The 21,035-nt window shown below is 69.3% G+C and carries 18 protein-coding genes, 1 pseudogene and 1 riboswitch; of the genes and pseudogenes, 4 read left to right on the top strand and 15 right to left on the bottom strand.

Going from position 1 to position 21,035, the window contains the following annotated elements; genetic code table 11:
- Positions 1-36: 36 nt before the first annotated feature.
- The 8 genes and pseudogenes from IHE47_RS14885 to rmuC form a co-directional block, all read right to left on the bottom strand.
- Complete coding sequence (locus tag IHE47_RS14885) at positions 37-1,248, bottom strand: M48 family metallopeptidase (RefSeq protein WP_192107268.1); 1,212 nt, start codon at positions 1,246-1,248, stop codon at positions 37-39.
- 245 nt (positions 1,249-1,493) lie between these two features.
- Positions 1,494-2,000: pseudogene (locus IHE47_RS14880) on the bottom strand (DUF1993 domain-containing protein).
- Entirely contained in the window at positions 1,997-3,283 is a 1,287-nt protein-coding gene (locus IHE47_RS14875) for a TCR/Tet family MFS transporter (RefSeq protein ID WP_192107266.1), read from the bottom strand. The pseudogene IHE47_RS14880 and the gene IHE47_RS14875 overlap by 4 nt, the downstream one beginning before the upstream one ends.
- Positions 3,284-3,356: 73 nt before the next feature.
- Positions 3,357-3,704 carry a hypothetical protein gene (locus IHE47_RS14870; RefSeq protein ID WP_192107264.1) on the bottom strand — a complete coding sequence of 116 codons (348 nt, stop codon included), beginning with the start codon at positions 3,702-3,704 and terminating at the stop codon, positions 3,357-3,359.
- A 91-nt stretch (positions 3,705-3,795) separates the two neighbouring features.
- Positions 3,796-5,022, bottom strand: coding sequence for a GGDEF domain-containing protein (locus tag IHE47_RS17995; RefSeq protein ID WP_192107262.1), 1,227 nt, complete (start codon positions 5,020-5,022; stop codon positions 3,796-3,798).
- A 79-nt stretch (positions 5,023-5,101) separates the two neighbouring features.
- Complete coding sequence (gene folE, locus IHE47_RS14860) at positions 5,102-5,692, bottom strand: GTP cyclohydrolase I FolE (RefSeq protein WP_192107260.1); 591 nt, start codon at positions 5,690-5,692, stop codon at positions 5,102-5,104.
- Positions 5,693-5,738: 46 nt separating this feature from the next.
- On the bottom strand, positions 5,739-6,317 hold the full coding sequence (locus IHE47_RS14855; protein ID WP_192107258.1) for an FUSC family protein: 579 nt from the start codon (positions 6,315-6,317) through the stop codon (positions 5,739-5,741).
- Positions 6,314-7,762 (bottom strand): DNA recombination protein RmuC, encoded by a 1,449-nt coding sequence (rmuC, locus tag IHE47_RS14850; RefSeq protein WP_192107256.1) that lies wholly within the window; start codon positions 7,760-7,762, stop codon positions 6,314-6,316. The genes IHE47_RS14855 and rmuC overlap by 4 nt, the downstream gene beginning before the upstream one ends.
- Before the next feature lie 257 nt (positions 7,763-8,019).
- Here rmuC and IHE47_RS14845 point away from each other — a divergent pair, with 257 nt between their 5' ends.
- The gene (locus IHE47_RS14845) at positions 8,020-9,213 is read left to right on the top strand and encodes an FAD-dependent oxidoreductase (protein WP_192107254.1); all 1,194 of its coding nucleotides are present in this window, start codon (positions 8,020-8,022) and stop codon (positions 9,211-9,213) included.
- A gap of 100 nt (positions 9,214-9,313) precedes the next feature.
- Here IHE47_RS14845 and IHE47_RS14840 read toward each other — a convergent pair whose 3' ends face one another.
- Entirely contained in the window at positions 9,314-10,489 is a 1,176-nt protein-coding gene (locus tag IHE47_RS14840; protein ID WP_192107252.1) for a class I SAM-dependent rRNA methyltransferase, read from the bottom strand.
- Between the two features lie 86 nt (positions 10,490-10,575).
- Here IHE47_RS14840 and IHE47_RS14835 point away from each other — a divergent pair, with 86 nt between their 5' ends.
- Positions 10,576-11,379, top strand: a complete 804-nt coding sequence (locus IHE47_RS14835; protein WP_192107250.1) for a TlpA disulfide reductase family protein — start codon at positions 10,576-10,578, stop codon at positions 11,377-11,379.
- Between the two features lie 114 nt (positions 11,380-11,493).
- Here IHE47_RS14835 and IHE47_RS14830 read toward each other — a convergent pair whose 3' ends face one another.
- The 3 genes from IHE47_RS14830 to metF form a co-directional block, all read right to left on the bottom strand.
- Complete coding sequence (locus tag IHE47_RS14830) at positions 11,494-12,411, bottom strand: branched-chain amino acid transaminase (RefSeq protein ID WP_192107248.1); 918 nt, start codon at positions 12,409-12,411, stop codon at positions 11,494-11,496.
- A gap of 114 nt (positions 12,412-12,525) precedes the next feature.
- Entirely contained in the window at positions 12,526-13,044 is a 519-nt protein-coding gene (locus IHE47_RS14825; protein WP_192107246.1) for a DUF4124 domain-containing protein, read from the bottom strand.
- A 39-nt stretch (positions 13,045-13,083) separates the two neighbouring features.
- On the bottom strand, positions 13,084-13,908 hold the full coding sequence (metF, locus tag IHE47_RS14820; protein WP_192107244.1) for a methylenetetrahydrofolate reductase [NAD(P)H]: 825 nt from the start codon (positions 13,906-13,908) through the stop codon (positions 13,084-13,086).
- A 239-nt stretch (positions 13,909-14,147) separates the two neighbouring features.
- On the opposite strand from metF, the gene IHE47_RS14815 reads away from it, so the two are divergent.
- On the top strand, positions 14,148-14,705 hold the full coding sequence (locus IHE47_RS14815) for a DUF3228 family protein (protein ID WP_192107242.1): 558 nt from the start codon (positions 14,148-14,150) through the stop codon (positions 14,703-14,705).
- A gap of 159 nt (positions 14,706-14,864) precedes the next feature.
- On the opposite strand, the gene IHE47_RS14810 is transcribed toward IHE47_RS14815, so the two are convergent.
- The 3 genes from IHE47_RS14810 to ahcY all read right to left on the bottom strand — a co-directional run bounded on the left by IHE47_RS14810 (position 14,865) and on the right by ahcY (position 17,745).
- Positions 14,865-15,629, bottom strand: a complete 765-nt coding sequence (locus tag IHE47_RS14810; protein WP_192107239.1) for a hypothetical protein — start codon at positions 15,627-15,629, stop codon at positions 14,865-14,867.
- Positions 15,629-16,153, bottom strand: a complete 525-nt coding sequence (locus IHE47_RS14805) for a sigma-70 family RNA polymerase sigma factor (protein WP_192107237.1) — start codon at positions 16,151-16,153, stop codon at positions 15,629-15,631. Before IHE47_RS14805 ends, IHE47_RS14810 begins: the two co-directional genes overlap by 1 nt.
- Positions 16,154-16,317: 164 nt before the next feature.
- Positions 16,318-17,745, bottom strand: coding sequence for an adenosylhomocysteinase (ahcY, locus tag IHE47_RS14800; RefSeq protein ID WP_192107235.1), 1,428 nt, complete (start codon positions 17,743-17,745; stop codon positions 16,318-16,320).
- A gap of 12 nt (positions 17,746-17,757) precedes the next feature.
- A riboswitch (S-adenosyl-L-homocysteine riboswitch) is annotated at positions 17,758-17,834 on the bottom strand.
- Between the two features lie 161 nt (positions 17,835-17,995).
- On the opposite strand from ahcY, the gene IHE47_RS17800 reads away from it, so the two are divergent.
- Positions 17,996-20,899, top strand: a complete 2,904-nt coding sequence (locus tag IHE47_RS17800; RefSeq protein ID WP_225561985.1) for a phosphoenolpyruvate carboxylase — start codon at positions 17,996-17,998, stop codon at positions 20,897-20,899.
- Positions 20,900-21,035 lie beyond the last annotated feature (136 nt).

Here is a 21,035-nt window from a genome sequence, read left to right as displayed (position 1 = left end):
TGCCCGCATCTCCTGCGGGCACCCGGTCGGGCTCGGTTACTTGGGCGGCTGGCGGCAAGCCACTGGCAGTTGCCTTGACGGAATGTCGCCGCCGCAGGACCAAAGGACGGCGTGATTCTGCACATAGGGTGACAACTCGAGAGTGAGCGGTGCCGCATGCGGTTTGGCTACAAGGGTGGCGATCAACACGCCTTGCGGAGCCAGCGAAATGGACGACACGGCTTTATCGCCAGCGAATGGCGCCATGCCCATCTGGTCCAGCGATTCGGGCCATTGGTGCTGGACGGTGGCGTAGCGCACCACCGCTTCCCGGTACGGTGCGGTGTCTACATACGCCGTGGTCGCCTCGGTACGTACGATGTAGTCCTGATAGGCAGGTATGGCGATGGCCGCAAGAATGGCCACGTAGCACACCATGACGATGCCGCCGAATGGCCCCAGCCCTGGAATGCGTGCCAAGAACAGGCTGAGCAGGTAGGCGAAGACATTGCGCCCGCCGAGCCTTGGCTTGCCTTGTCCGGCAATTGCGCGCAGCCAGGCCTGACGTTTGTTGAGCCACGGGTAATCGCTGCTCAGTTCGTGCAGCGACATCCAGAACCCCGGCCGTTCGGCGGCGCTGCGGCTGTACTCCTCCAGGTCGACCTGGCGCCAGCGTCGCTTGCCGGCAGCCAGCGCCGCGAGGCCGTACTGGGCGTCTTCGGGTTGCGCGCACACGGCGAGGCCGTGACGGTCGCAGGTGTATTCACGGGCCCGTGCATATGCCGCCCCGAGCAGTGGCAGCCACAGTGCGGGCGCGAGGATTTTCCCCCACGTCAGATGGTGCATGCGGATGTGGCCCAGTTCGTGGCCGATGTAGAAATTGAGCGCCTCCGGGCGGTCGTCCATGCTGTCAACGATGTCGGACAGCAACACCACGAAGTTGCGCCCGAGGAATCGTGTGGCGAAGGCATTGAGAACGCCGCTGCCATTGATCAGATAGGCCTCCGGAACCGGCATGCCCAGTTTGCTGGAGCAGGCGGAGATGCGGTCGTGGAGATCGGGCATCTGTCTGGCGCTGATGCGGATGCCGTTTCCTCGCAGATGCGCAATCAGCGCAGAGTGGGCCGCCAGCAGGAACAGTGCGATGAGGGGGACGTAGATCAGGACGATGCCGAAGGTGGCCACCAACAGTGCCAGCCAGATCAGTGCCGAGAGCACCAGCGCGATCGCGCGCAGCTTCCGCTCGTTTCCATAAACGAGTTTGTCCATATTTGAAGTCCCCATTGGATGCGCATTGCACGCCGGCGCAGCGTATCCGACAAACTCCGGTTTGAGTAGGGCGGCGCATGCTGGCCGGGGAGTCTGCATTGGGGCCAGCAAACCCGTTGCTGGTGGAGCAGTCTGCGGAAGTGGAAACCCGTCGTGGTTCCCACCCCTTTCCCTCATCGCCCAAGGCAGAGCCATCCATGGCTCTTCCCTTCACTGCGTCCCGAAGACGGGAGGGCAGTCGCCCTTCAAAGCGCGCCGGTGAAATCGGTCTTGCCGATCTCCACGCCCATGCCGCGGAACAGGTTGTAGGCGGTGGTGCAGTGGAAATACAGGTTGGGCTGGATGAACTGCAGCAGGTAGGACTGGCCGTCCAGGTTCAGTTCGCCGTTGCGCATCTTGAGCTGGATCGCGCGGGCTTCGCTGCCGTCGATCTATCCGGCCTTGAACGATTGCACGTAGGCGATGGCGCGATCGACGCGGTCGAGCACTTCGGCCATCGTGGCTTCGTTGTCCTCGAAGCTCTTCGGTTCCTCGCCGGCGAGGCGGGCGGTGCCGCGGCAGGCCATGTCGCAGGCGATCTGCACCTGCTTCACCAGCGGCAGCATGTCGGGGATCAGGCGCGTCTGCAGCAGCACGGCGTCGGTGACGCCCTTGGCCCTGGCGTGTGCCTCGCCCTTCTGCAGCACGTGGCGCAGGTTGGTGAGCGCGCGGACGAAGACGGGTACGGAGGCCTGGTACATGGAGAGGCTCATGGGATGTGCTCCAGTGGTTCGGGGGAAGAGGGGGCGGCCGTGAACGCCGGCGCGGCGTGGCGTGTGGCGCGGATCGCCACCAGCGTGGCGGCGACCAGCAGCAGGGCGGCCAGCACGAAGGCGGCGCCGGGCAGGTGTTGCACCGGCGCGTGGTCGCTGATGAACAGCGCGAACAGGTTGGCGAACATCGCCGGGCCGAAGATGCCGGCCAGGCTGGCCAGGCTGGTCAGCGCGCCCTGCAGGCGGCCCTGTTCGTGCGGATCGACCTGGTGGGTCATCATCGATTGCGCCGGCGGTCCGGCGAGTCCGCCGAGGCAGAACACCGGGATCGCCAGCAGGAACAGCCATGGCGTCGGCGCGAGGCCGAACGCGAGGTAGCCCAGCACGCACAGCGGCAGGCCGATCAGGATCATCCGCCGCTCGCCGAGCTTCGGCATCAGCCGGCGCACCAGCACCGCCTGCACGAGGCCGCTGCACACGCCGACCAGGCCCAGCGTGTAGCCCGCGGTCTGCGGACCCCAGTCGAAGCGGTACTGGATGAACAGCACGTAGGTGGAGTTGAGCGAGAACTGCGCGAGGTTGAGCAGGAAGAACACCGCGGCCAGCGTGAACACCTGCGGGTAGCGGCGCAGCAGCACCACCGCGCCGAACGGGTTGGCGTGGCGCCAGTCGAAGCGCGGCGAGCGGCGTTCCTTGGGCAGCGATTCGGGCAGCACGAAGAAGCCGTAGCAGAAGTTGAGCAGCGACAGGCATGCGGCCACCCAGAACGGCAGGCGCAGATGCCAGTGGCCGAGGAAGCCGCCCAGCGCCGGGCCGATGATGAAGCCGATGCCGAACGCCGCCCCCAGCATGCCGAACGCGGCGGCGCGCTTCTCCTTCGGCACGATGTCGGCGATGTAGGCATTCGCGGTGGAAAAGCTCGCCGCGCAGGCACCCGAGAACAGTCGTCCCACGAACAGCAGCCAAAGCGTCGGCGCCAGCGCCATCACGATGAAATCCACGCCGAGGCCGAAGCTGGAAATCAGGATCACCGTGCGCCGGCCGAAGCGGTCCGACAACGTGCCCTGCACCGGGGAAAACACGAATTGCATGGTCATGAACAAGGCGGCGAACCAGCCCACCCAGGATGCCGCCTTGGCGATGTCGCCGCCGATCAGGCCTTCGATCAGGTGCGGCAGCACCGGGATGACGATGCCGAACGCCAGCATGTCCAGCATCACGGTGACGAAGATGAAGGCAAGCGCGGCCTGGTGGCGCGGCGTGTGGGCAGTGGGCTGGTTCATGGCATGTGCGGTGACGGCAGACGCGGAACGATAGCGCATCGCCGCGCGTTGCGGCCTGGCCTGCGGCGGAATGTCAGCCCGGCGGCGCCGTGAGTTCTTGCGCGTCCAGGCAGCCGTTGCGATGGCGATCCAGCTTGTGGAACTGGCGGCGCAGGTTGTCCTGCCATGCCTTCAGCGTCACCGGCTTGCCGTGGCCGCCGGGAAGCTCGTCCGGTTCCAGCACGCCGTCGTGGTTGCGGTCCAGTTGCTCGAAGCCGCGGCTCATGTAGGCCACGTATTCCGATTCGCTCACGCAGCCGTTGCCGTCGGTGTCGAACTGGCGCAGGTAGGCATCGCGCGAATCCTGTGCCGCCGCGACGAGTGGCAGCAACAGGCACAGCGCGGCAGGGAAGTGGCGAAGGTGGCGCGTGGCGGAAGGCATGCGCGGCAGTGTGCGGCATGCCACGTGGCCGCGTCGAGGTCGAGCGTGCGTGGCCTGCCACCGGGACGCAGGATGTGGCGCCACGTGCGTGCTAACGCCCTTCGGGCACGGACGATGGCGCCGGGGACGCCATCGGGTCGGCCTGCACCGGCGAGGCGTCGCCGACGGCGGCGACGACGCGGTTGCGCCCGGCGCGCTTGGCGTCATAGAGCGCGCGGTCCGCGCGCTGGATCAGGTCGTCCACGCTGGCATCCCCGGACCGGTACGCGGCAATGCCGATGGAAGCGGTGACGCCTGCGATCCCGGCATCGGGCACCGACGGCATGGCGGCAATGGCCGCGCGCAGCCGTTCCGCCAATGCGATGGCCTCGGCCACGCCCGTGTCCGGCAGCAGCACCAGGAACTCCTCGCCGCCCATGCGGCCCAGCACGGCCGGCGGTTGCAGCCGCCAGCGGATGCCGGCGGCCAGGGCGGCCAGCACGCGGTCGCCGGCGACGTGGCCGAAGTTGTCGTTGATGCGCTTGAAGTGATCGACGTCGATGATCAGCGCGGCCAGCGTGTTGGGGCGATCCGCGGCGCGGAACAGCCGCAGGGATTCCTCGTCCAGCGCCAGGCGGTTCAAGGTGCCGGTGAGCGGGTCGGTGCGCGCCAGGCGGCGCAGTTCGGCCTGCACCGTCTCGTTGTACATCAGCAGGAAGCCGATGCTGGCCAGTACCGGTTCCACCGCGCTGTAGATCATCTGCGCCGCGTTGGCCGGCGAATAGCTGAGCAGCCCGGCGTCGGCGGGCTGGGTGGCCAGCTCGACCAGCCGGGCGATCCAGGCCGCCAGGGTGCCCAGCAGGACCAGCAGCATCACCCGCTGCGCCGTCGAACCGCCGCGCTGCAGCGCATGCCGCAACGGCCACGCCAGCAACAGCAGGTAGGCGCCCAGCGCCAGCGAGGCGATGTACACGCGCATGCGGAAGTCGGGCGCGACCACGCCGAACCAGGCGATGCCGAGCCAGCCGGCCAGGCCGATCGCCACCAGCAGGGCCAGGCGCTGCGGTGCGCCGAGCAGCAGGCGCAGCGCGCGTGCGGTCTCGGCATAGGCGACCATCAGCACGCCGTTGGCGAGCACGATCGACAGCCAGTCGCTGGCGTGCCCGCGCAGTCCCATCAGCGCCCAGCCGACGACCTGCAGCAGCAGGACGGTGCCCCAGATGCGCAGGCTGGTGCGGGCGACGCCGGCGTAGGCACGCGTGGCGGCGAGCAGCAGGGGCGCCAGCAGCAGCGCCTGCAGGGCGCCGAACAGGGCGATGGTGGCCAGATCGATGCGCACGTTATCCGGAGTGGCGGGGCCGGAGCCGGGATGGTGGCTGCGGGGGAAGCAGCGGTTATCGGCAGCGGTGCGGCATGCTTCAGCGCATCCCGCCGTGGATGCCGATGAACTGCAGGAACTCGGCGCGCGTGCGCGCGTCGTCGCGGAACGCGCCCAGCATCTGGCTGGTGACCATCGACACGCCGCGCTTGTGCACGCCGCGGGTGGTCATGCACTCGTGGCTGGCGTCGATCACCACCGCCACGCCCGCCGGCTGCAGGTTCTCCTGGATGCAGTGCGCGATCTGCGCGGTGAGCTTCTCCTGCACCTGGAAGCGGCGCGCATAGCCTTCCACCACGCGCGCCAGCTTGCTGATGCCGACCACGCGGCAGGTCGGCAGGTAGCCCACGTGGGCGCGGCCGACGATGGGCGCCATGTGATGCTCGCAGTGGCTCTCGAACTCGATGTCGCGCAGCACCACCATCTCGTCGTAGCCCTCGACTTCCTTGAAGGTGCGCCGGAGGTAGTCGGCCGGATCCTCGCCGTAGCCGGAGAACCAGTCGCGGTAGGCCTTCACCACGCGCTTGGGCGTGTCGAGCAGGCCTTCGCGTGCGGGATCCTCGCCGGCCCAGCGCAGCAGGGTGCGCACGGCTTCCTCGGCCTGCTGCTGGGTGACGTCGTCGTTGCTCATGGTGTTTCCGGGGATCGGGTGAAAGCGCATTTTAGCGGCAAGCGGGTCACGCCGCCGGCGGTTCGCCGAACAGGCGGCGTTCCAGCCGGTTGAACAGCACGGTCGTAAGCAGCGCCGCGATGGCGCCCAGCATCACTTCGCCCAGCCGGAACAGCGCGAATTGCCAGAACGCGCCCTGGTGCGGCACCAGCATGATGATCGTGGTGGTGGTGCCGCTGATGCGCCCCGCCGCGCCCAGGTTGAAGGCCGCGCACAGCACCATGCCTATCATCACCGCCAGCACGTAGGTGGAAAACTGGTCGTGGCCCAGCGTGGCGACGGCCATGCCGATCAGGCTGCCGATCATCGCGCCGAGGAACTGGTCGCGCGTGGAGTTGCGCACCTCCGCGTAGCTGCTCTGGCTCACCGAGATCGCGGTGATCGCGGCCCAGTAGCCTTGCTGCAGGCCCAGCGCGATCGCGCCGAAATAGCCGAGGCTGGCGGCCACCACCGCGCACAGCGCGTGCACGGTGCCGAGCATCAGGCGCTGGCGCGGCGGCAGCGCCTTCCACAGCCACAGGACCTCGTCGGTCAGCAGGTCGAACTGCCGGCGGTGTTCGGCGAGCGGACGCTTCGGCCTGTTCATGCGTCTTCATCCGTCCCGTTGTCGGCATCGTCGTCGACCGCGGCGTCGCCGAGCAGCCGGGTCGCGTCGTCGGCGGAGAGCGATTCCACGCCGCGCAACCGCCGCTCGATGGTGCGGGTCTTCTTGCCGGCGTCGCCGATGCTCTTGCTCACCGTGTTGAGCTGGCGCTCGGCCTTTTCGAGGATGTTCGCGAACTTGCCGAACTCGCTCTTCACCGCGCCGAGCAGTTGCCACACCTCGCTGGAGCGCTGCTGGATCGCCAGCGTGCGGAAACCCATCTGCAGGCTGTTGAGCAGCGCGCTCAGCGTGGTGGGGCCGGCCACGGTGACGCGGTGTTCGTGCTGCAGCGACTCGAACAGGCCGGGCCGGCGCAGCACCTCGGCGTACAGGCCCTCGGTGGGCAGGAACAGGATCGCGAAGTCGGTGGTGTGCGGCGGTGCCACGTACTTGGCGCGGATGGTGCGGGCCTCCTCGCGCACGCGGCGTTCCAGCGCGGTCGCGGCGAGATTGGCGGCATCGGCGTCGGCGCGCTCCTGCGCGTCCAGCAGGCGCTCGTAGTCCTCGCGCGGGAACTTGGCGTCCACCGGCAGCCACACCGGATGCTCGCGGTCGGCCCCGGGCAGGCGGATCGCGTACTCCACGCGGTCGTTGCTGCCCGGCACGGTGGCCACGTTCGCCTCGTACTGGTCGGTGATCAGCAGCTGTTCCAGCAATGCGCCCAGCTGCACCTCGCCGAGGATGCCGCGCGTCTTCACGTTGCCCAGCACGCGCTTCAGGTCGCCCACGCCGGTGGCCAGGCTCTGCATCTCGCCCAGGCCGCGCTGCACGGCCTCCAGCCGCTCGGAGACCAGCTTGAACGACTGGCCCAGCCGGGTTTCCAGCGTGCTCTGCAGCTTCTCGTCCACGGTGGCGCGCATCTTTTCCAGCTGCGCGGCGTTGTCCTCGCGCAGCGTCTTGAGCTGGCCTTCCAGCGTGCCGCGCACCTCGCCCATGCGCTGCTCGTGCTGCGCGCCCAGCGCGGTGAGGCGCTGCTGCTGCTGTTCGCCGAAGCGGTCCAGCGCCTGCGCGAGCTCCTCGCGGCTCTTGCGCGCGTCCTCGGCGAGGCGCTGCGCCAGCGACTGCAGGCCGGCGCTGGTGCCGTCGGTGAGTGCGGCGAGGCGCTGGCCGAAGCCGTCGATGCGTTCGGCCTGCTGGCGCGACATGCCGTCCAGCTGTTCGTTGACGTGGCCGCGGAAGCGCTCGAAGCCCTGCTGCAGTTCCTCGCGGCCGCTGCGCTGCTCGTCGCGCAGGCTGCGCTGCAGGCGTTCGTTGTCGTCCTTCAGCGCGTCGAGCTTGCCGGCCACGCCGGCGTCGCCGCGGCCGCGCAGCAGCAGCGCGACCTGCAGCGCCAGCAGCAACAGCGCGAGCACGACGAGGAGGATGAGCAGGGTTTCGCTGGAAGGCATGGGCAGGTTTCGCTGGAATCGGATGCGGCAGGGATGTTCTGATCTTGCCCGTCATCCCGGCGCAGGCAGGAATCCAGTGTCTTCAGGGTGTTGAACGCAAAGGCGCTGGATTCCTGCCCGCGCAGGAATGACGAGCAAGAAGCCGATTGATCGGGCTTCTCCTAAGTGTACGTCCTGGCGTCGCAACACCTGCGATTCACGCGGCTTTCGCCATGGCGGCGCATGATGGCCGAATGCATTCCGGATGGGAGCTGGTCATGGAACACATGCACGATTACCTGATCGTCGGCGCCGGCATGGCGGCGGATGCGGCGGCGAAGGCGATCCGCGAGGTCGACACCACGGCGGATGTCGGCATGGTCGGCGAGGAAACGTCGCCGCCGTACCAGCGCCCGCCGCTGTCCAAGGCGCTGTGGAAGGGCGACAGGACGCTGGCCGACATCGACCTGGGTACTGCGGCCAGCGGCGCGAAGCTGTATCCCGGGCGGCGTATCGTGGCGCTGGACCGCGCGGCGCACGTGGTGCGCGACGGGCAGGGCGACAGCTACCGCTACCGACGCCTGCTGCTCGCCACCGGCGCCACGCCGCGGCTGCTGCCGTTCGACGGCGGCGACCGCGTCATCCATTTCCGCACGCTGGACGATTACCAGGCGCTGCGCCGCTACGCCCGGCCCGGTGCGATCATCGCGGTGATCGGCGGCGGCTTCATCGGCGCCGAGCTGGCCGCTTCGCTGTGCGGCGTCGGCTGCAAGGTGAGCATGCTGTTTCCGGATGCGCACATCGGCGCGGGCCGCTACCCCGATGGGCTCGCGCGTTACCTGGACGACTACTACCGCCAGCACGGCGTGGACGTGCGCAGCGGCGTGCGGGTGAACGGCGGCCGCCCCACCGACGGCGGCGTGGAACTGGACCTGTCCGACGGCAGCCTGCTGCGGGTCGAGGCCGCGGTGGCCGGCCTCGGCGTGACGCCGAACGTTGCGCTGGCCGAGCAGGCGGGCCTCAAGGTGGACAACGGCATCGTGGTCGACGCGCAGCTGCGCAGCAGCGATCCCGGCATCTGGGCCGCCGGCGACGTCGCCAATTTCTACAACCCCGCGCTGGACAGGCGCCTGCGCGTGGAGCACGAGGACGCGGCGCTCGGCATGGGCCGCTGCGCCGGCCGCGCGATGGCCGGCATCGCGGACAGCTACGACACTTTGCCGTTCTTCTATTCCGACCTGTTCGACCTGGGCTACGAGGCGGTGGGCCTGCTCGACACGCGGCTGGAGGTGGTCGAGGACTGGCGCGAGCCCGGCCGCGAAGGCGTGGTGTATTACCTCGAACGCGGCCGCGTGCGCGGCGTGCTGCTGTGGAACACCTGGGGCCAGGTGGATGCGGCGCGCGCGCTGATCGCCGAGCCCGGGCCGTTCGATGCGGCGTCGTTGCAGGGACGCTTGCCGCGCCAGGCCTGAATTCCCGTCGTAGGAGCACCCTGTGCGCGATGGCCTTGGTGCCTCGATCAGGGCGAAAAGCATTCGCGCACAGGGTGCGCTCCACGGCGTTTCCGCAACATCACTCCACCCGGCAGAACACCGCCTTGAGGTAGCGGTTCTCCGGCACGTCGGCGCGCACCGGATGGTCGGCGCCGGCGCCGCGCACGTCGAGTATCTGGATCTCGCGGCCGGCGTTGAGCGCCACGCGGCGCAGCATCTCCAGGAAGTCCGCCTCGCCGACCAGGCCGGTGCATGAACAGGTGAGCAGCAGGCCGCCGGGCGGGATCACGTCCAGCGCGAGGCGGTTCATCGCGAAGTATTTCTTCAGCGCGTCGAACACCTTGTTGCGGTCGCGGGTGAGCTTGGCGGGGTCGAGGATCACCGCGTCGTAGTGCTCGCCGCGCGCCACCGCGGCGCGCAGCCAGTCGAAGATGTCGGCCTGCTGGAAATCCACCGCGAGCTTGTTCGCGGCGGCATTGGCGCGGGCGATCTCGAGGATGCCGGCGTCCATGTCCACGCCCACCGCCGCGCGCGCGCCCGCGGCCATCGCATGCACCGCGAAGCCGCCGGCGTTGCAGCACAGGTCGAGCACGCGGCGGCCGCGCGCGAGTTCCGCGAAGCGCCGGCGGTTGTCGCGCTGGTCGGCGAAGAAGCCAGTCTTGTGGCCCGCGCCGGGCGCGGCGTGGAAGGCAAGGCCGTGCTCGTGCACCGCCACCGGCGCGGGCGGCTCGCTGGCGCGGCAGTCGAAGGACTCCTGCTTCTGCACGTGCGTTTCGGCGAAGCCGTAGATGCGCGCGCCGGGAAAATGCGAAAGCAGTGCGTCGCGGATAGCGTCGCGGAACTTCCACATGCCGGCGGCGAAGTATTCGACGACGAGGATGTCGGCGTAGCGATCCACGATCAGGCCGCTGAGGCCGTCACCCTCGCTGTGCACCACGCGCCAGGCGTCCGTGGCCGTGTCCAGTTCCAGCCATTCGCGGCGCAGCTTCACGGCGCGGGCGATGCGCGCGCCGACCCAGTCGGCGTCGATGGCTTCGGCGGGGTCGGCGGTGAGCAGGCGCAGCGCGATGCGCGCGTGGCCGTTCCAGAAGCCGCGGCCGACGAAGCGGTCCTTCGCGTCCAGCACGTCCACCACGCTACCCGGCGGGATGCGCCCCTCGGGCTTGTGCACCTGCGCCGACCACACCCAGGGGTGGCCGGGCGCGCGGTCGGATTTCAGGCGGATGGTGGGCAAGGCGGATGCGGTGTCGGTCATCCGCACATGATAGCGGCACCGCCGCGCTTGCCGGTTTCGCGGGAAGGTAGTCTGATGCGTCGATGACGCCGGAAGGGAGCGTGGTGATGGGAATGGAGCGTGCGCGCGGGTGGCTGGTCCTGCTGGGTGGCGTGCTGGCGTTGGCGGGGTTCGCGGCTTCGGCCCAGGGCGATGGCAAGGCCGGCACGGCGCTGGATCCGCTGCTGAAGATGGAGGGCATCGACGGCAGCTACGCGGTCGCCTATCGCGACGTCGACGGCAAGGTGATGGCGAAGGCTGATTTCGTCGCCGCGGTGATGCAGAAGTCCATGACGTTCGACGTCAGGCGCGATCCGGCCAGGCGCACGGCGGAGTTGCGATTGAATGCCGCCGATTCGGTGCAGGCCAAGGAGCTCAGGGCGCAGACGGCCGCCATGGCGAAGACGAGCGCGCAGGGCCATGCGCTCGAGCCGGGCCAGCCGTTGCCGGCGTTCCGCCTGGCCGATCTCGACGGCCACGTGGTCGACAATGCTTCGCTGCATGGCCACGTCACCCTGGTGAACTTCTTCTTCGCCACCTGTGTGCCGTGCATCCAGGAGACGCCCGCGTTGAACGCCTATGCCAGGGCGCATCCGCGGATGCCCGTGCTGGCGGTGACGTTCGACGATGTGAAGACCGCCCGCGACTACGTCGCCGCCCACCGCTTCGGCTGGCCGGTGCTGGCGGACGGCATGGATTTCATCCAGGCGATGGGCGTGGACTCCTATCCGCAAGTGGCGCTGGTGGGCGCGGATGGTCGTTTGCTGGATATCCGCTTCAGCGGCTCGATCCACGAGGGCGACGGCACGATCACGCCGCGGGATCTGGATCGCTGGGTCGCGGGCGTGCTGGCGAAGCAGCCGGCGAAGTAGCCGCTTGCTCCCCTCTCCCGCTTGCGGGAGAGGGGCCGGGGGAGAGGGCGGCCTTGCGGGAAAAGCGCCCTCTCCCCAACCCCTCTCCCACGAGTGGGAGAGGGGCTTCATGCGTCAGACCGGCTCCAGCCAGCCCCACTTGTCGTGGGTCTTGCCGTTGAACAGGCCGAAGAACAGCTCCTGGATGCGGCGGGTGACGGGGCCGGCATGGCCGGCGCCGACCTGCTTGCCGTCGACCGCGCGGATCGGGGTGACTTCGGCGGCGGTGCCGCACATGAACACCTCGTCGGCGAGGTAGAGGTATTCGCGCGGGAGGTCGCGTTCGACCACTTCGATGCCGTCCTCGCGCGCCAGCGTGATCAGCGAGTGGCGGGTGATGCCGGTGAGGATGGAGGCGCTGGCTGGCGTGGTGTGCAGCGCGCCGTCGAACACCAGGAAGAGGTTCTCGCCCGCGCCTTCGCTGAGCAGGCCGGTGGAGGCCAGCGCGATGCCTTCGCCGAAGCCCAGGCGGCGCGCCTCGCGCGCGATCAGCTGGCCGGACAGGTAGTTGCCGCCGGCCTTGGCGCCGGCCGGGATGGTGTTGGGCGCGAAGCGCTGCCAGCTCGACACGCAGGCGGTGATGCCCTGCTCCAGCGCCTCCGGCCCGAGGTAGGGGCCCATCGGCCACGCGGCCACGGCCACGTCGATCGGCGTTTCGGCGGAGAGGCCGAAACCGCCCAGGCCGCGCCATGCCACCGGGCGCAGGTAGGCGGCGGCGAGGCCGTTCTTCTTCACCACCTCGCGGCAGGCGGCGGCGATCTGGTCGCGGGTGTACGGCACGGCCATGTCGTAGATCTTCGCCGAGTGGAACAGGCGGGTGAGGTGGTCGGTGAGGCGGAAGATCGCCGCGCCGTCCGGCGTGGCGTAGCTGCGGATGCCCTCGAACACCGAGGAGCCGTAATGCAGCGCGTGCGACATCACGTGGGTGGTGGCCTCGGCCCACGGCTTGATCGCGCCGTTCTGCCAGATCCAATCGGGGTACTGCTGCGCCATGGGAACTCTCCGTGGGGGACTGCCCATGATAAACCCCAGCCCCGCGTGCCGATGTTTGCGGCGCAGCATGCCGCGGGGGAATTCCGGTGTGCCGGTGCGCTCCCGGCGGCGGCTTCAGTCCACCTGGCGCAGCCACAGGCAACCGGCCTGGCGGGTGATCGCGAAGCCGGCGGTGCCGCCGTCGTCGGTGCGCAGTCGCAATGCCCTGGCGGGTGGCACCGTGGAGGATGCGGGGGGCGGGAGGCCGTCGGCCGACTCGTTGTCGAAGTGGATTTCCAGCAGGGGCTGCCGTACCAGCTGGGCCAGCGCGCGCAGGTCGCCCGTGGTCGAGCCGTTGCCGTAGCCGCCCCACAGCATCAGCCCGGCGAGCCGGTTGGGATCATGCGCGGCAAAGGCGTCGACCACGCGTTGGCGCAGCTCCGCCGCGGTCGCGGCGCAGCGCTGCAGCGGCGCTGGCGCACCGGGCGGCGCGAGGCTTGCGGCTGGCGCCGGCGCGGCCTGTTGCGACGGGCACGGCTGGTCGGTGAACAGCGGGTTGCCGTGCGCATCCACGCAGCGATGGATCGTGCCCTGCGCCTGCGCGGCCGTGGCGAGGATGCAGAGCGTCAGCAGGAGCAGGGCGAATGCGCGCATCGCGCAAGCATAGCGATGCGCGGCCCGGGCAAGCGTGAATCAGTCCAGCTGTTCCAGCACCGCGCGCGTGGCCCTGGCGCGGTTCAAGGTATAGAAGTGCAGCGCCGGCGCGCCGCCGTCCAGCAGGCGCCGGCACAGCTGCGCCACCACTTCCGCGCCCAGTGCGCGCACCGACGCGGCATCGTCGCCGTGCGCCTGCATGCGCTTGGCGATCCAGCGCGGGATCTCCGCGCCGCAGCCGTCGGAGAAGCGCTTCAGCTGGGTGAAGTTCGCGATCGGCATGATGCCAGGCACGATGGGCACGCGCACGCCGAGCCGGTGCGCGTCGTCCACGAAGCGGAAATACGCGTCCGGGTTGAAGAAGTACTGGGTGATCGCGCCGTTCGCGCCGGCCTCCACCTTGGCCTTGAAGTGGCGCAGGTCGGCCAGCGCGTCGTCGGCCTGCGGGTGGGTCTCCGGGTAGGCCGCCACTTCGATATGGAAGTGGTCGCCCGAGTGCTCGCGGATGAAACTCACCAGTTCCGCGGCGTAGCGGAAATCGCCCGCGCTGGCCATGCCGGAGGGCAGGTCGCCGCGCAGCGCCACGATGCGGCGATAGCCCGCCGCCCTGTAGCCGTCGAGCAGGGCGTGGATCTCCGCGCGCGTGCCGCCCATGCAGGACAGGTGCGGCGCCACCGCGTAGCCGTGCGCCGCGTGCAGGTGCGCCACGGTGTCGCCGGTGTAGCTCAGCGTGGAGCCGCCGGCGCCGAACGTGACCGACGCGTACTCGGGTTGCCACGCCTTCAGCGCCTGCGCGGCCTGGTCCAGCTGCGCGCGCTGCTCGTCGGTCTTGGGCGGGAAGAATTCGAAGCTGATGGCGGGCATGGGGGTTCCCGGTGAATGTATTGGATGATTTTATACGTCCATCGCGATGAAAAGATAGACGTCCAAACGGCAGGATGGAAATCATGGTTCCCGCTGCATTCCCTTCGTGCCCGTGGACGAAGGGCGGATGGGGTGCCTTCAGCCCCCGGGAACCGGGAAGCCTTCCCGGCCGACGCCCGCCAGCGGGCAAGGAGAGGGCGCCACGTGCGTTACGCTTTGCTTTTTCCATCGGCCCGGCCATGTCCATCATCCTCACACCCTTCGCCAGTGCCCGCCTGTTTCCGCGCGAGCCGCGCGGGAACACCATCCAGGACTGCACGCCCGAAGAGTTCCAGCGCCGTCTCAACGACGAAGCGCCGTTCAAGCAACTCGACGGCTACGCGCCGTTCTGCAAGCTGCACGTGCACCGCAACTGGACCTCCACGCGCTGCCTCACCGCACCGGTCACCGACGCCAACCGCCACCTGCTGCGCTCCGCCTACGAGGCGCGCACCAGGGCCGAACTGCCGGTGCTGGTGCGCTGGTTCGAGGGCGTGCAGCCGCCGGTGGCGGACTGGCTGGTGGTGATCCTCTACAGCCGCGAGCAGCTCGCGAAGGAAGGCGAGCCCATCGACGCCGACTGGGGCATCGTCGGCTGCCTCTACACGATGGAACCGGAGGAGATCCCGATGGCGCCGATCACCATGTTGCGCAATGCGCTGGGCGTGGAAGAGGGTGGTTCCGGCGTGCCGCTGGACCGCGAGGCGTATCGGCGTGCGGTGGCGTTCTGGGAAAACAACGCGAACTGGCGGCCATAGCGCCGTCGTTGCCAACGGCCTGTCGGCCGGATTTCCGGGTTGCCCACGTGGGTTTTCACTGGCCCGGGATGGGTACGGAAACAAGCCGCCGCACCATCGGCCATGAACCCTGCGGCGTGTCGCGGGCCTGCGGCCCGAGACACGCCCAACCGTGCTGCTTCAGTCCTGATCGGGCCTGGCTTCGCGGTAGCCCGCGGGGACCGCCATATTGAAGGTGCCGGCATCCAGCGGCGGATCGACGGTCACGTGGACGCGCTGGCTCAGCACATGGCCGTCGCCGACCTCGACTGCCCGCGGCACGCCATCGGAATCGGCCCAGAGGGCAATGCGCATGCCCTGCACGTCGAGCTGCCAGCCATGGGTGACGCGGCCGTCGATCACGCGCTGACCGGGCAGTTCGGCCGCGTTGCCCTGGAATTGCCGGATTGCATCCAGCCACTTCAGCGCGGCATCCGGGGTCGGCCTGGCGTCCGCCGGCAGGAGGGTCACCAGCGCCATGCGCGGACCATGCAGCAGCGTCAGCACGCGATGCCCGGCGGCATTCACCACCACGCTGGTGGTGTCGCCGATGTCGGTGCGGGCATCGCCGCCGCGGTCCATCCGCACCTGGATCGTCGGCATCGCCATGCCTTGCGATTGCTGTTCTATGGTCAGCGCGAGGGTGTGGAAGTCGCGCAGGTGCTTGAGTGCCACCTCGAAGGCGACGCTGCGCGACGTCGGCATCAGCGCCAGGGTGAGCACCAGGCAGGCGGTGGCTGCGGTCGCCAATGCACCGATCCAGCGTGCAGGGTGCAGCTTGCGCGGGCGGACACCGGCGAGGCGCCGCTCGAGCTTCGCCTGCGCGGCGTCGAGCGCAGCGGCGGGCGGATCGCAGGCCAGCGCCTGCAGATGACGGGTCAGGGCGGGGGACAGGGTCGGTTCCATCACAGCACCTCCGGCGCGTGGCGCGCCTGGTCGTTGAGCAGGGATTCCAGCGTCTGCGCAGCCCGGTGCAGGCAAACGCCGACATGGTTGGGGGTAAGGCCGGTGGCGTGGGCAATCGCCGCGGTGTCGAGGCCGTGGACGTACCGCAATACGAAACACTCGGCATGCTGTGGCTTGAGCCGGGCCAGGGCAGCCCGCAGCTGCCGCGCGCGCTCGGTCTGCGCGGCCGCTTCCTCGACCGTATCGATGGTGGCGGGCTCGGTAGCCTTCCACAGTGGGCGCAGCCGACGCCAGCGTTGCCGGCTGCGCAGGCGGTCGATCGCCTGCCGGGTAGCCATCGCGGCGAGGTAGGCCGGCCACGAGGCGACGTCGGTCGGCGGCTTTTCGATCAGGCGCAGGAACACGTCCTGCTGCACGTCCTCGGCCTGGCTGGCATCGCCGAGCACACGGTACGCGGCGAGATACACGGCACGGCCGTAGCCACGGGCGAGGGCGTTCACGTCGGGCGGTGCGATGTCCGTCATGGGTTCGCCTCCGCGGGAAAGTGAGAGGGGCATGGTGCGTCTCCGGGTGGGTTCACCCATTCAGACGCGCCGACCGGCCCGATTCTTACAGCAGCAGGCGCCGGAAACGACGAAGGGCGCATAGCTGCGCCCTTCGCCTGTCCGTTCCGGAACGGAGCCGCCGATCAGTAGCGATAGTGGTCCGGCTTGTACGGGCCTTCCACCGGCACGCCGAGGTAGGCGGCCTGCTCGGCGCTGAGCGTGGTGAGCTTCACGCCGATCTTCTCCAGGTGCAGGCGCGCGACTTCCTCGTCGAGCTTCTTCGGCAGGATGTAAACCTTGGCCTCGTAGTTGTCCTTGTTCGCCCACAGGTCGATCTGCGCCAGGGTCTGGTTGGAGAACGAGTTGGACATCACGAAGCTGGGGTGGCCGGTGGCGCAGCCCAGGTTCACCAGGCGGCCTTCGGCGAGCAGGAAGATGCTGTTTCCGTTCTTGAAGGTGTACTTGTCCACCTGCGGCTTGATGTTGAGGCGGGTGGCGCCGGAGGCGTTCAGCGCGTCGACCTGGATCTCGTTGTCGAAGTGGCCGATGTTGCAGACGATCGCCTGGTCCTTCATGCCCTGCATGTGGGCGAGGGTCAGCACGTCCTTGTTGCCGGTGGTGGTGACGTAGATGTCGCCGCGGCCCAGCGTGCTCTCGACGGTGTTGACCTCGAAGCCTTCCATCGCCGCCTGCAGCGCGTTGATCGGGTCGATCTCGGTGACCACCACGCGGGCACCATAGGCGCGCAGCGAGTGCGCGCAGCCCTTGCCGACGTCGCCGTAGCCGCAGACCACGGCGACCTTGCCGGCCAGCATCACGTCCATGGCGCGCTTCAAGCCGTCGGCCAGCGACTCGCGGCAGCCGTACAGGTTGTCGAACTTGCTCTTGGTCACCGAGTCGTTGACGTTGATCGCGGGGATCAGCAGCGACTTCGCCTCGGCCAGCTGGTACAGGCGGTGCACGCCGGTGGTGGTTTCCTCGGACACGCCCTTCCAGTCGGCGACGACGCGGGTCCAGTAGCCCGGGCGCTCCTTGGCGACGCGCTTCAGCAGGTTCTTGATGACCTGCTCCTCGTGGCTGCCGGAGGCGCTGTTGACCCAGCTCTCGTCGCCCTTTTCCAGCTCGTAGCCCTTGTGGATCAGCAGAGTCACGTCGCCGCCGTCGTCGACGACCAGCTGCGGGCCGAGGAAGCCGCCCTTGCCGTCGGGGAAGGACAGCGCGTCCAGCGTGCAGTCCCAGTATTCCTCCAGCGTCTCGCCCTTCCACGCGAACACCGGCGTGCCGGTCTTGGCGATGGCGGCGGCGGCGTGGTCCTGCGTGCTGAAGATGTTGCACGAGGCCCAGCGCACGTCGGCGCCGATGTCCTTCAGCGTCTCGATCAGCACCGCGGTCTGGATGGTCATGTGCAGCGAGCCGGTCACGCGCACGCCCTGCAGCGGCGTGGAGGCGGCGTACTTGCGGCGGATCGACATCAGGCCCGGCATCTCGTGCTCGGCGATGTCCAGTTCCTTGCGGCCGAAATCGGCGAGGCCGATGTCGCGGATCTTGTAGTCGTGGGTGGCGGCGTTCATCGTGGATCTCCGGTTGATCGAGCGCCGTTGCAAGGACAGGCCGTCGAGCCTGGCCGTGCATGTCCACGGTCGCAGCGCCCCTCGACGGAAGCCGAAATTATAGCCGCGTGCCGTAGCGGCGTCCTTCGCGGGCGGGCATGCCGCGGGGACGGCGCGCCGATGACGGAAAGTCATATGCGGCATTGCAACAATCCGGCCGGGATATGCGCTAGTCTCGAAGACCCGTTTCCTGCGAGCCGATGTCGTCACGATGAACGCTTCCCGCAGTCCCGAGCCCGCCTTGCCCGATGCCCCGCTGCGCGACGACGTGCGCCGGCTCGGCGCCCTGGTTGGCCGCATGCTGGCCGAGCAGGGCACGCCGGCCTTCCTCGACGAGGTGGAGCGCGTGCGCATCGCCGCCATCGCGCGCCGGCAGGAGGGCGCGCCGCTGGCCGGGCTGACCGCGCCGCTGGCCGGGCTCGACGCGGCGCATGCCGAAGCGCTGGCGCGCGCCTTCGCCACCTACTTCAACGCGGTGAACATCGCCGAGCGCGTGCACCGCATCCGCCGCCGCCGCGACTACCAGCGCGAGGGCGGCGCGCCGCAGCCGGAATCGCTGCGCGACGTGCTGGAGCACCTGCAGGCGCAGGGCGTGGCCGCGCAGGAATTGCTCGACTGGCTGCTCAGGCTGGAAGTGGAGCCGGTGTTCACCGCGCACCCCACCGAGGCGGTGCGCGCCTCGCTGCTGGAGAAGGAGCAGTCCATCGTGCGCGCGCTGGTCGACGGCTTCGACGCCGGCCGCACGCCGCAGGAGCGCGGCGAGGACGAGGAACGCATCCACATGGCGCTCACCGCCGGCTGGCAGACCGCCGAGGCTTCGCCGCTGCGGCCCAGCGTGCAGGACGAGCGCGAGCACGTGGGCTTCTACATCGCCGACCCGATCTACCGCATCGTGCCCGCGCTGTACGAGGCGCTGGCCGACGCGCTGCAGGCGGTGTACGGCGTGGCGGTGCCGCTGCCGCGCCTGCTTTCCTTCGCCACCTGGGTGGGCGGCGACATGGACGGCAATCCCAACGTGGGCGCCGACACCATCACCGCCACCCTCGCCAGCCAGCGCACGCAGGTGCTGGACCGCTACATCGGCGACGTCGCCGCACTGGCGCGTTTTCTCAGCCAGACCGACAGCCGCGTGCAGGTCGATCCGCGCCTGCGCCAGCGGTTGGACGAGGCATGTGCGCGCTACCCGCAGGCGGCCGCGCACATCAAGCCGCGCCACGCCGACATGCCTTACCGCAGCCTGCTCACGGTGATCGGCGCGCGGCTGGAGGCCACGCACGAGGACGGGCATCCGGAGGCCTATGCCAGCGCCGACGAACTGCGCGACGACCTCGAGCTGATCGCCGCCAGCCTGGTCGACCATTGCGGCCTGCACGCCGGCGCCTACGCGATACAGCGGCTGGTCTGGCGCGTGCGCAGCTTCGGCTTCCACCTCGCGCGGCTCGATGCGCGGCAGGACTCGCGCGTGCACGACGACGCGCTGGGCGCCTTGTTCAACGATGCCGAATGGCCGCAGCGCGGCGTGGACGAACGCGTGGCCGCCTTGCATGCGCACCTGCGCGGCGAACGCGATTTCGTCGCCAGCGAGGACAGCGTGGCCACGTCGCTGCGCGCCGTGTTCGCCGCCCTGCGCGATGCCCGCCGCCGCTATGGCGCGGAAGCCACCGGCCTCTACATCATCAGCATGGCGCGCTCCGCCGCCGACGTGCTGGCGGTGCTGGCGCTGGCAAGGCATGGGGGACTGGCCGAGGCTGCCGGATCTTCGCCCTCTCCCCTCCGGGGAGAGGGCTGGGGTGAGGGGGCGGCCTTGCCGGAAGCTGTCGTTGATGCGAATGGCACTAGCCACACTTCCGCGAGCACCCGCCCCTCACCTCAATCCTCTCCCCAAAGGGGAGAGGAGGCGATCGCAAGAAGCGTGTTGTCTGATAAGAGCGGGGAGGCGAACGCGAAGAGCCATGTCCCCCTCGACATCGCTCCCCTCTTCGAAACCATCGCCGACCTGCAGAACGCCCCGGCCACACTGCGTGCGCTGCTGGCCGACCCGCTGTACCGCGCCCATCTCGCCGCGCGCGGCGACCGCCAGTGGGTGATGCTGGGCTATTCCGACAGCGGCAAGGACGGCGGCACGCTGGCCTCGCGCTGGGGTCTGCAGCGGGCGCAGGTGGAGCTGCTGGAGGTGGCGCGCGAGCACGGCATCGTGCTGGCGTTCTTCCACGGCCGCGGCGGCTCGGCCAGCCGCGGCGGCGCGCGCATCACGCCCGCGCTGCTGTCCTCGCCGCGCGGCTCGGTGGCCGGCCGGCTGCGCGTCACCGAGCAGGGCGAGGTGATCCACCGCAAGTACGGCATCCGCGCGCTGGCGCTGCGCAACTTCGAGCAGACCGTGGGCGCGGTGCTGCGCGCCAGCCTGCGCCCGCGCGACGAGGATGCGCGCGAGGCGCAATGGCGCGAGCGCATGCACGCGCTGTCCGCGCGCAGCCGGCAGGCCTACCGCGCGCTGGTCGAGCGCGAAGGCTTCGTGGACTACTTCCGCAACGCCACGCCGATCGACGTGATCGAGCGTATGGCACTGGGCTCGCGCCCCTCGCGCCGGCGCAGCATGCGCGGCGTGGAGGACCTGCGCGCGATCCCGTGGGTGTTCGCGTGGACGCAGTGCCGCTCCATCCTCACCGGCTGGTACGGCCTGGGCAGCGCGCTGGAGTGGGGTGCGGCCGAATACGGCGAGCAGGCGCTGGCGGAGATGGCGCGCGACTGGCCGTTCTTCGCCAACGCGCTGGACGACGTGGAGATGCTGCTGGCCAAGTGCGACCTCGACATCGCCGAGGCGTTCTCGCAACTGGCCGGCGAACTGCACGAACCGTTCTTCGCGCTGATCCGAGCGGAGTTCGAGCGCAGCCGCCACTGGGTGCTCAGGCTCAAGGGCGCGGGCGAACTGCTGCAGGGCGATCCGCGTCTCGCCGCATCGATCCGCCTGCGCAACCCTTACATCGATCCGATGAGTTTGCTGCAGGTGGACTTGCTCAAGCGCTGGCGCGCGGATAACCGCCAGGACGACGCCTTGCTGCGCGCGCTGGTGAGCTGCGTGAACGGCGTGGCACAGGGTCTGCAGAACACCGGCTGAGCGGTTGCGGTAGGAGCAACTGTCTTCACTCCGCCATCGGCGTTCTCCATTCAGCGCGGTCACGCGCCATGGCGTTGAGGCGGGTGAGGAGGACGCGCATACAGGCGGTGATGGCGACCTTGGCGCACTTGCCGCG

The sequence above is a fragment of the Rhodanobacter sp. DHB23 genome (assembly GCF_014842975.1).
Taxonomy (GTDB): domain Bacteria; phylum Pseudomonadota; class Gammaproteobacteria; order Xanthomonadales; family Rhodanobacteraceae; genus Rhodanobacter_A.
The sequence above is the reverse complement of the archived record's forward strand: the minus strand, read 5'-3'. Positions and strand labels throughout refer to the sequence as shown.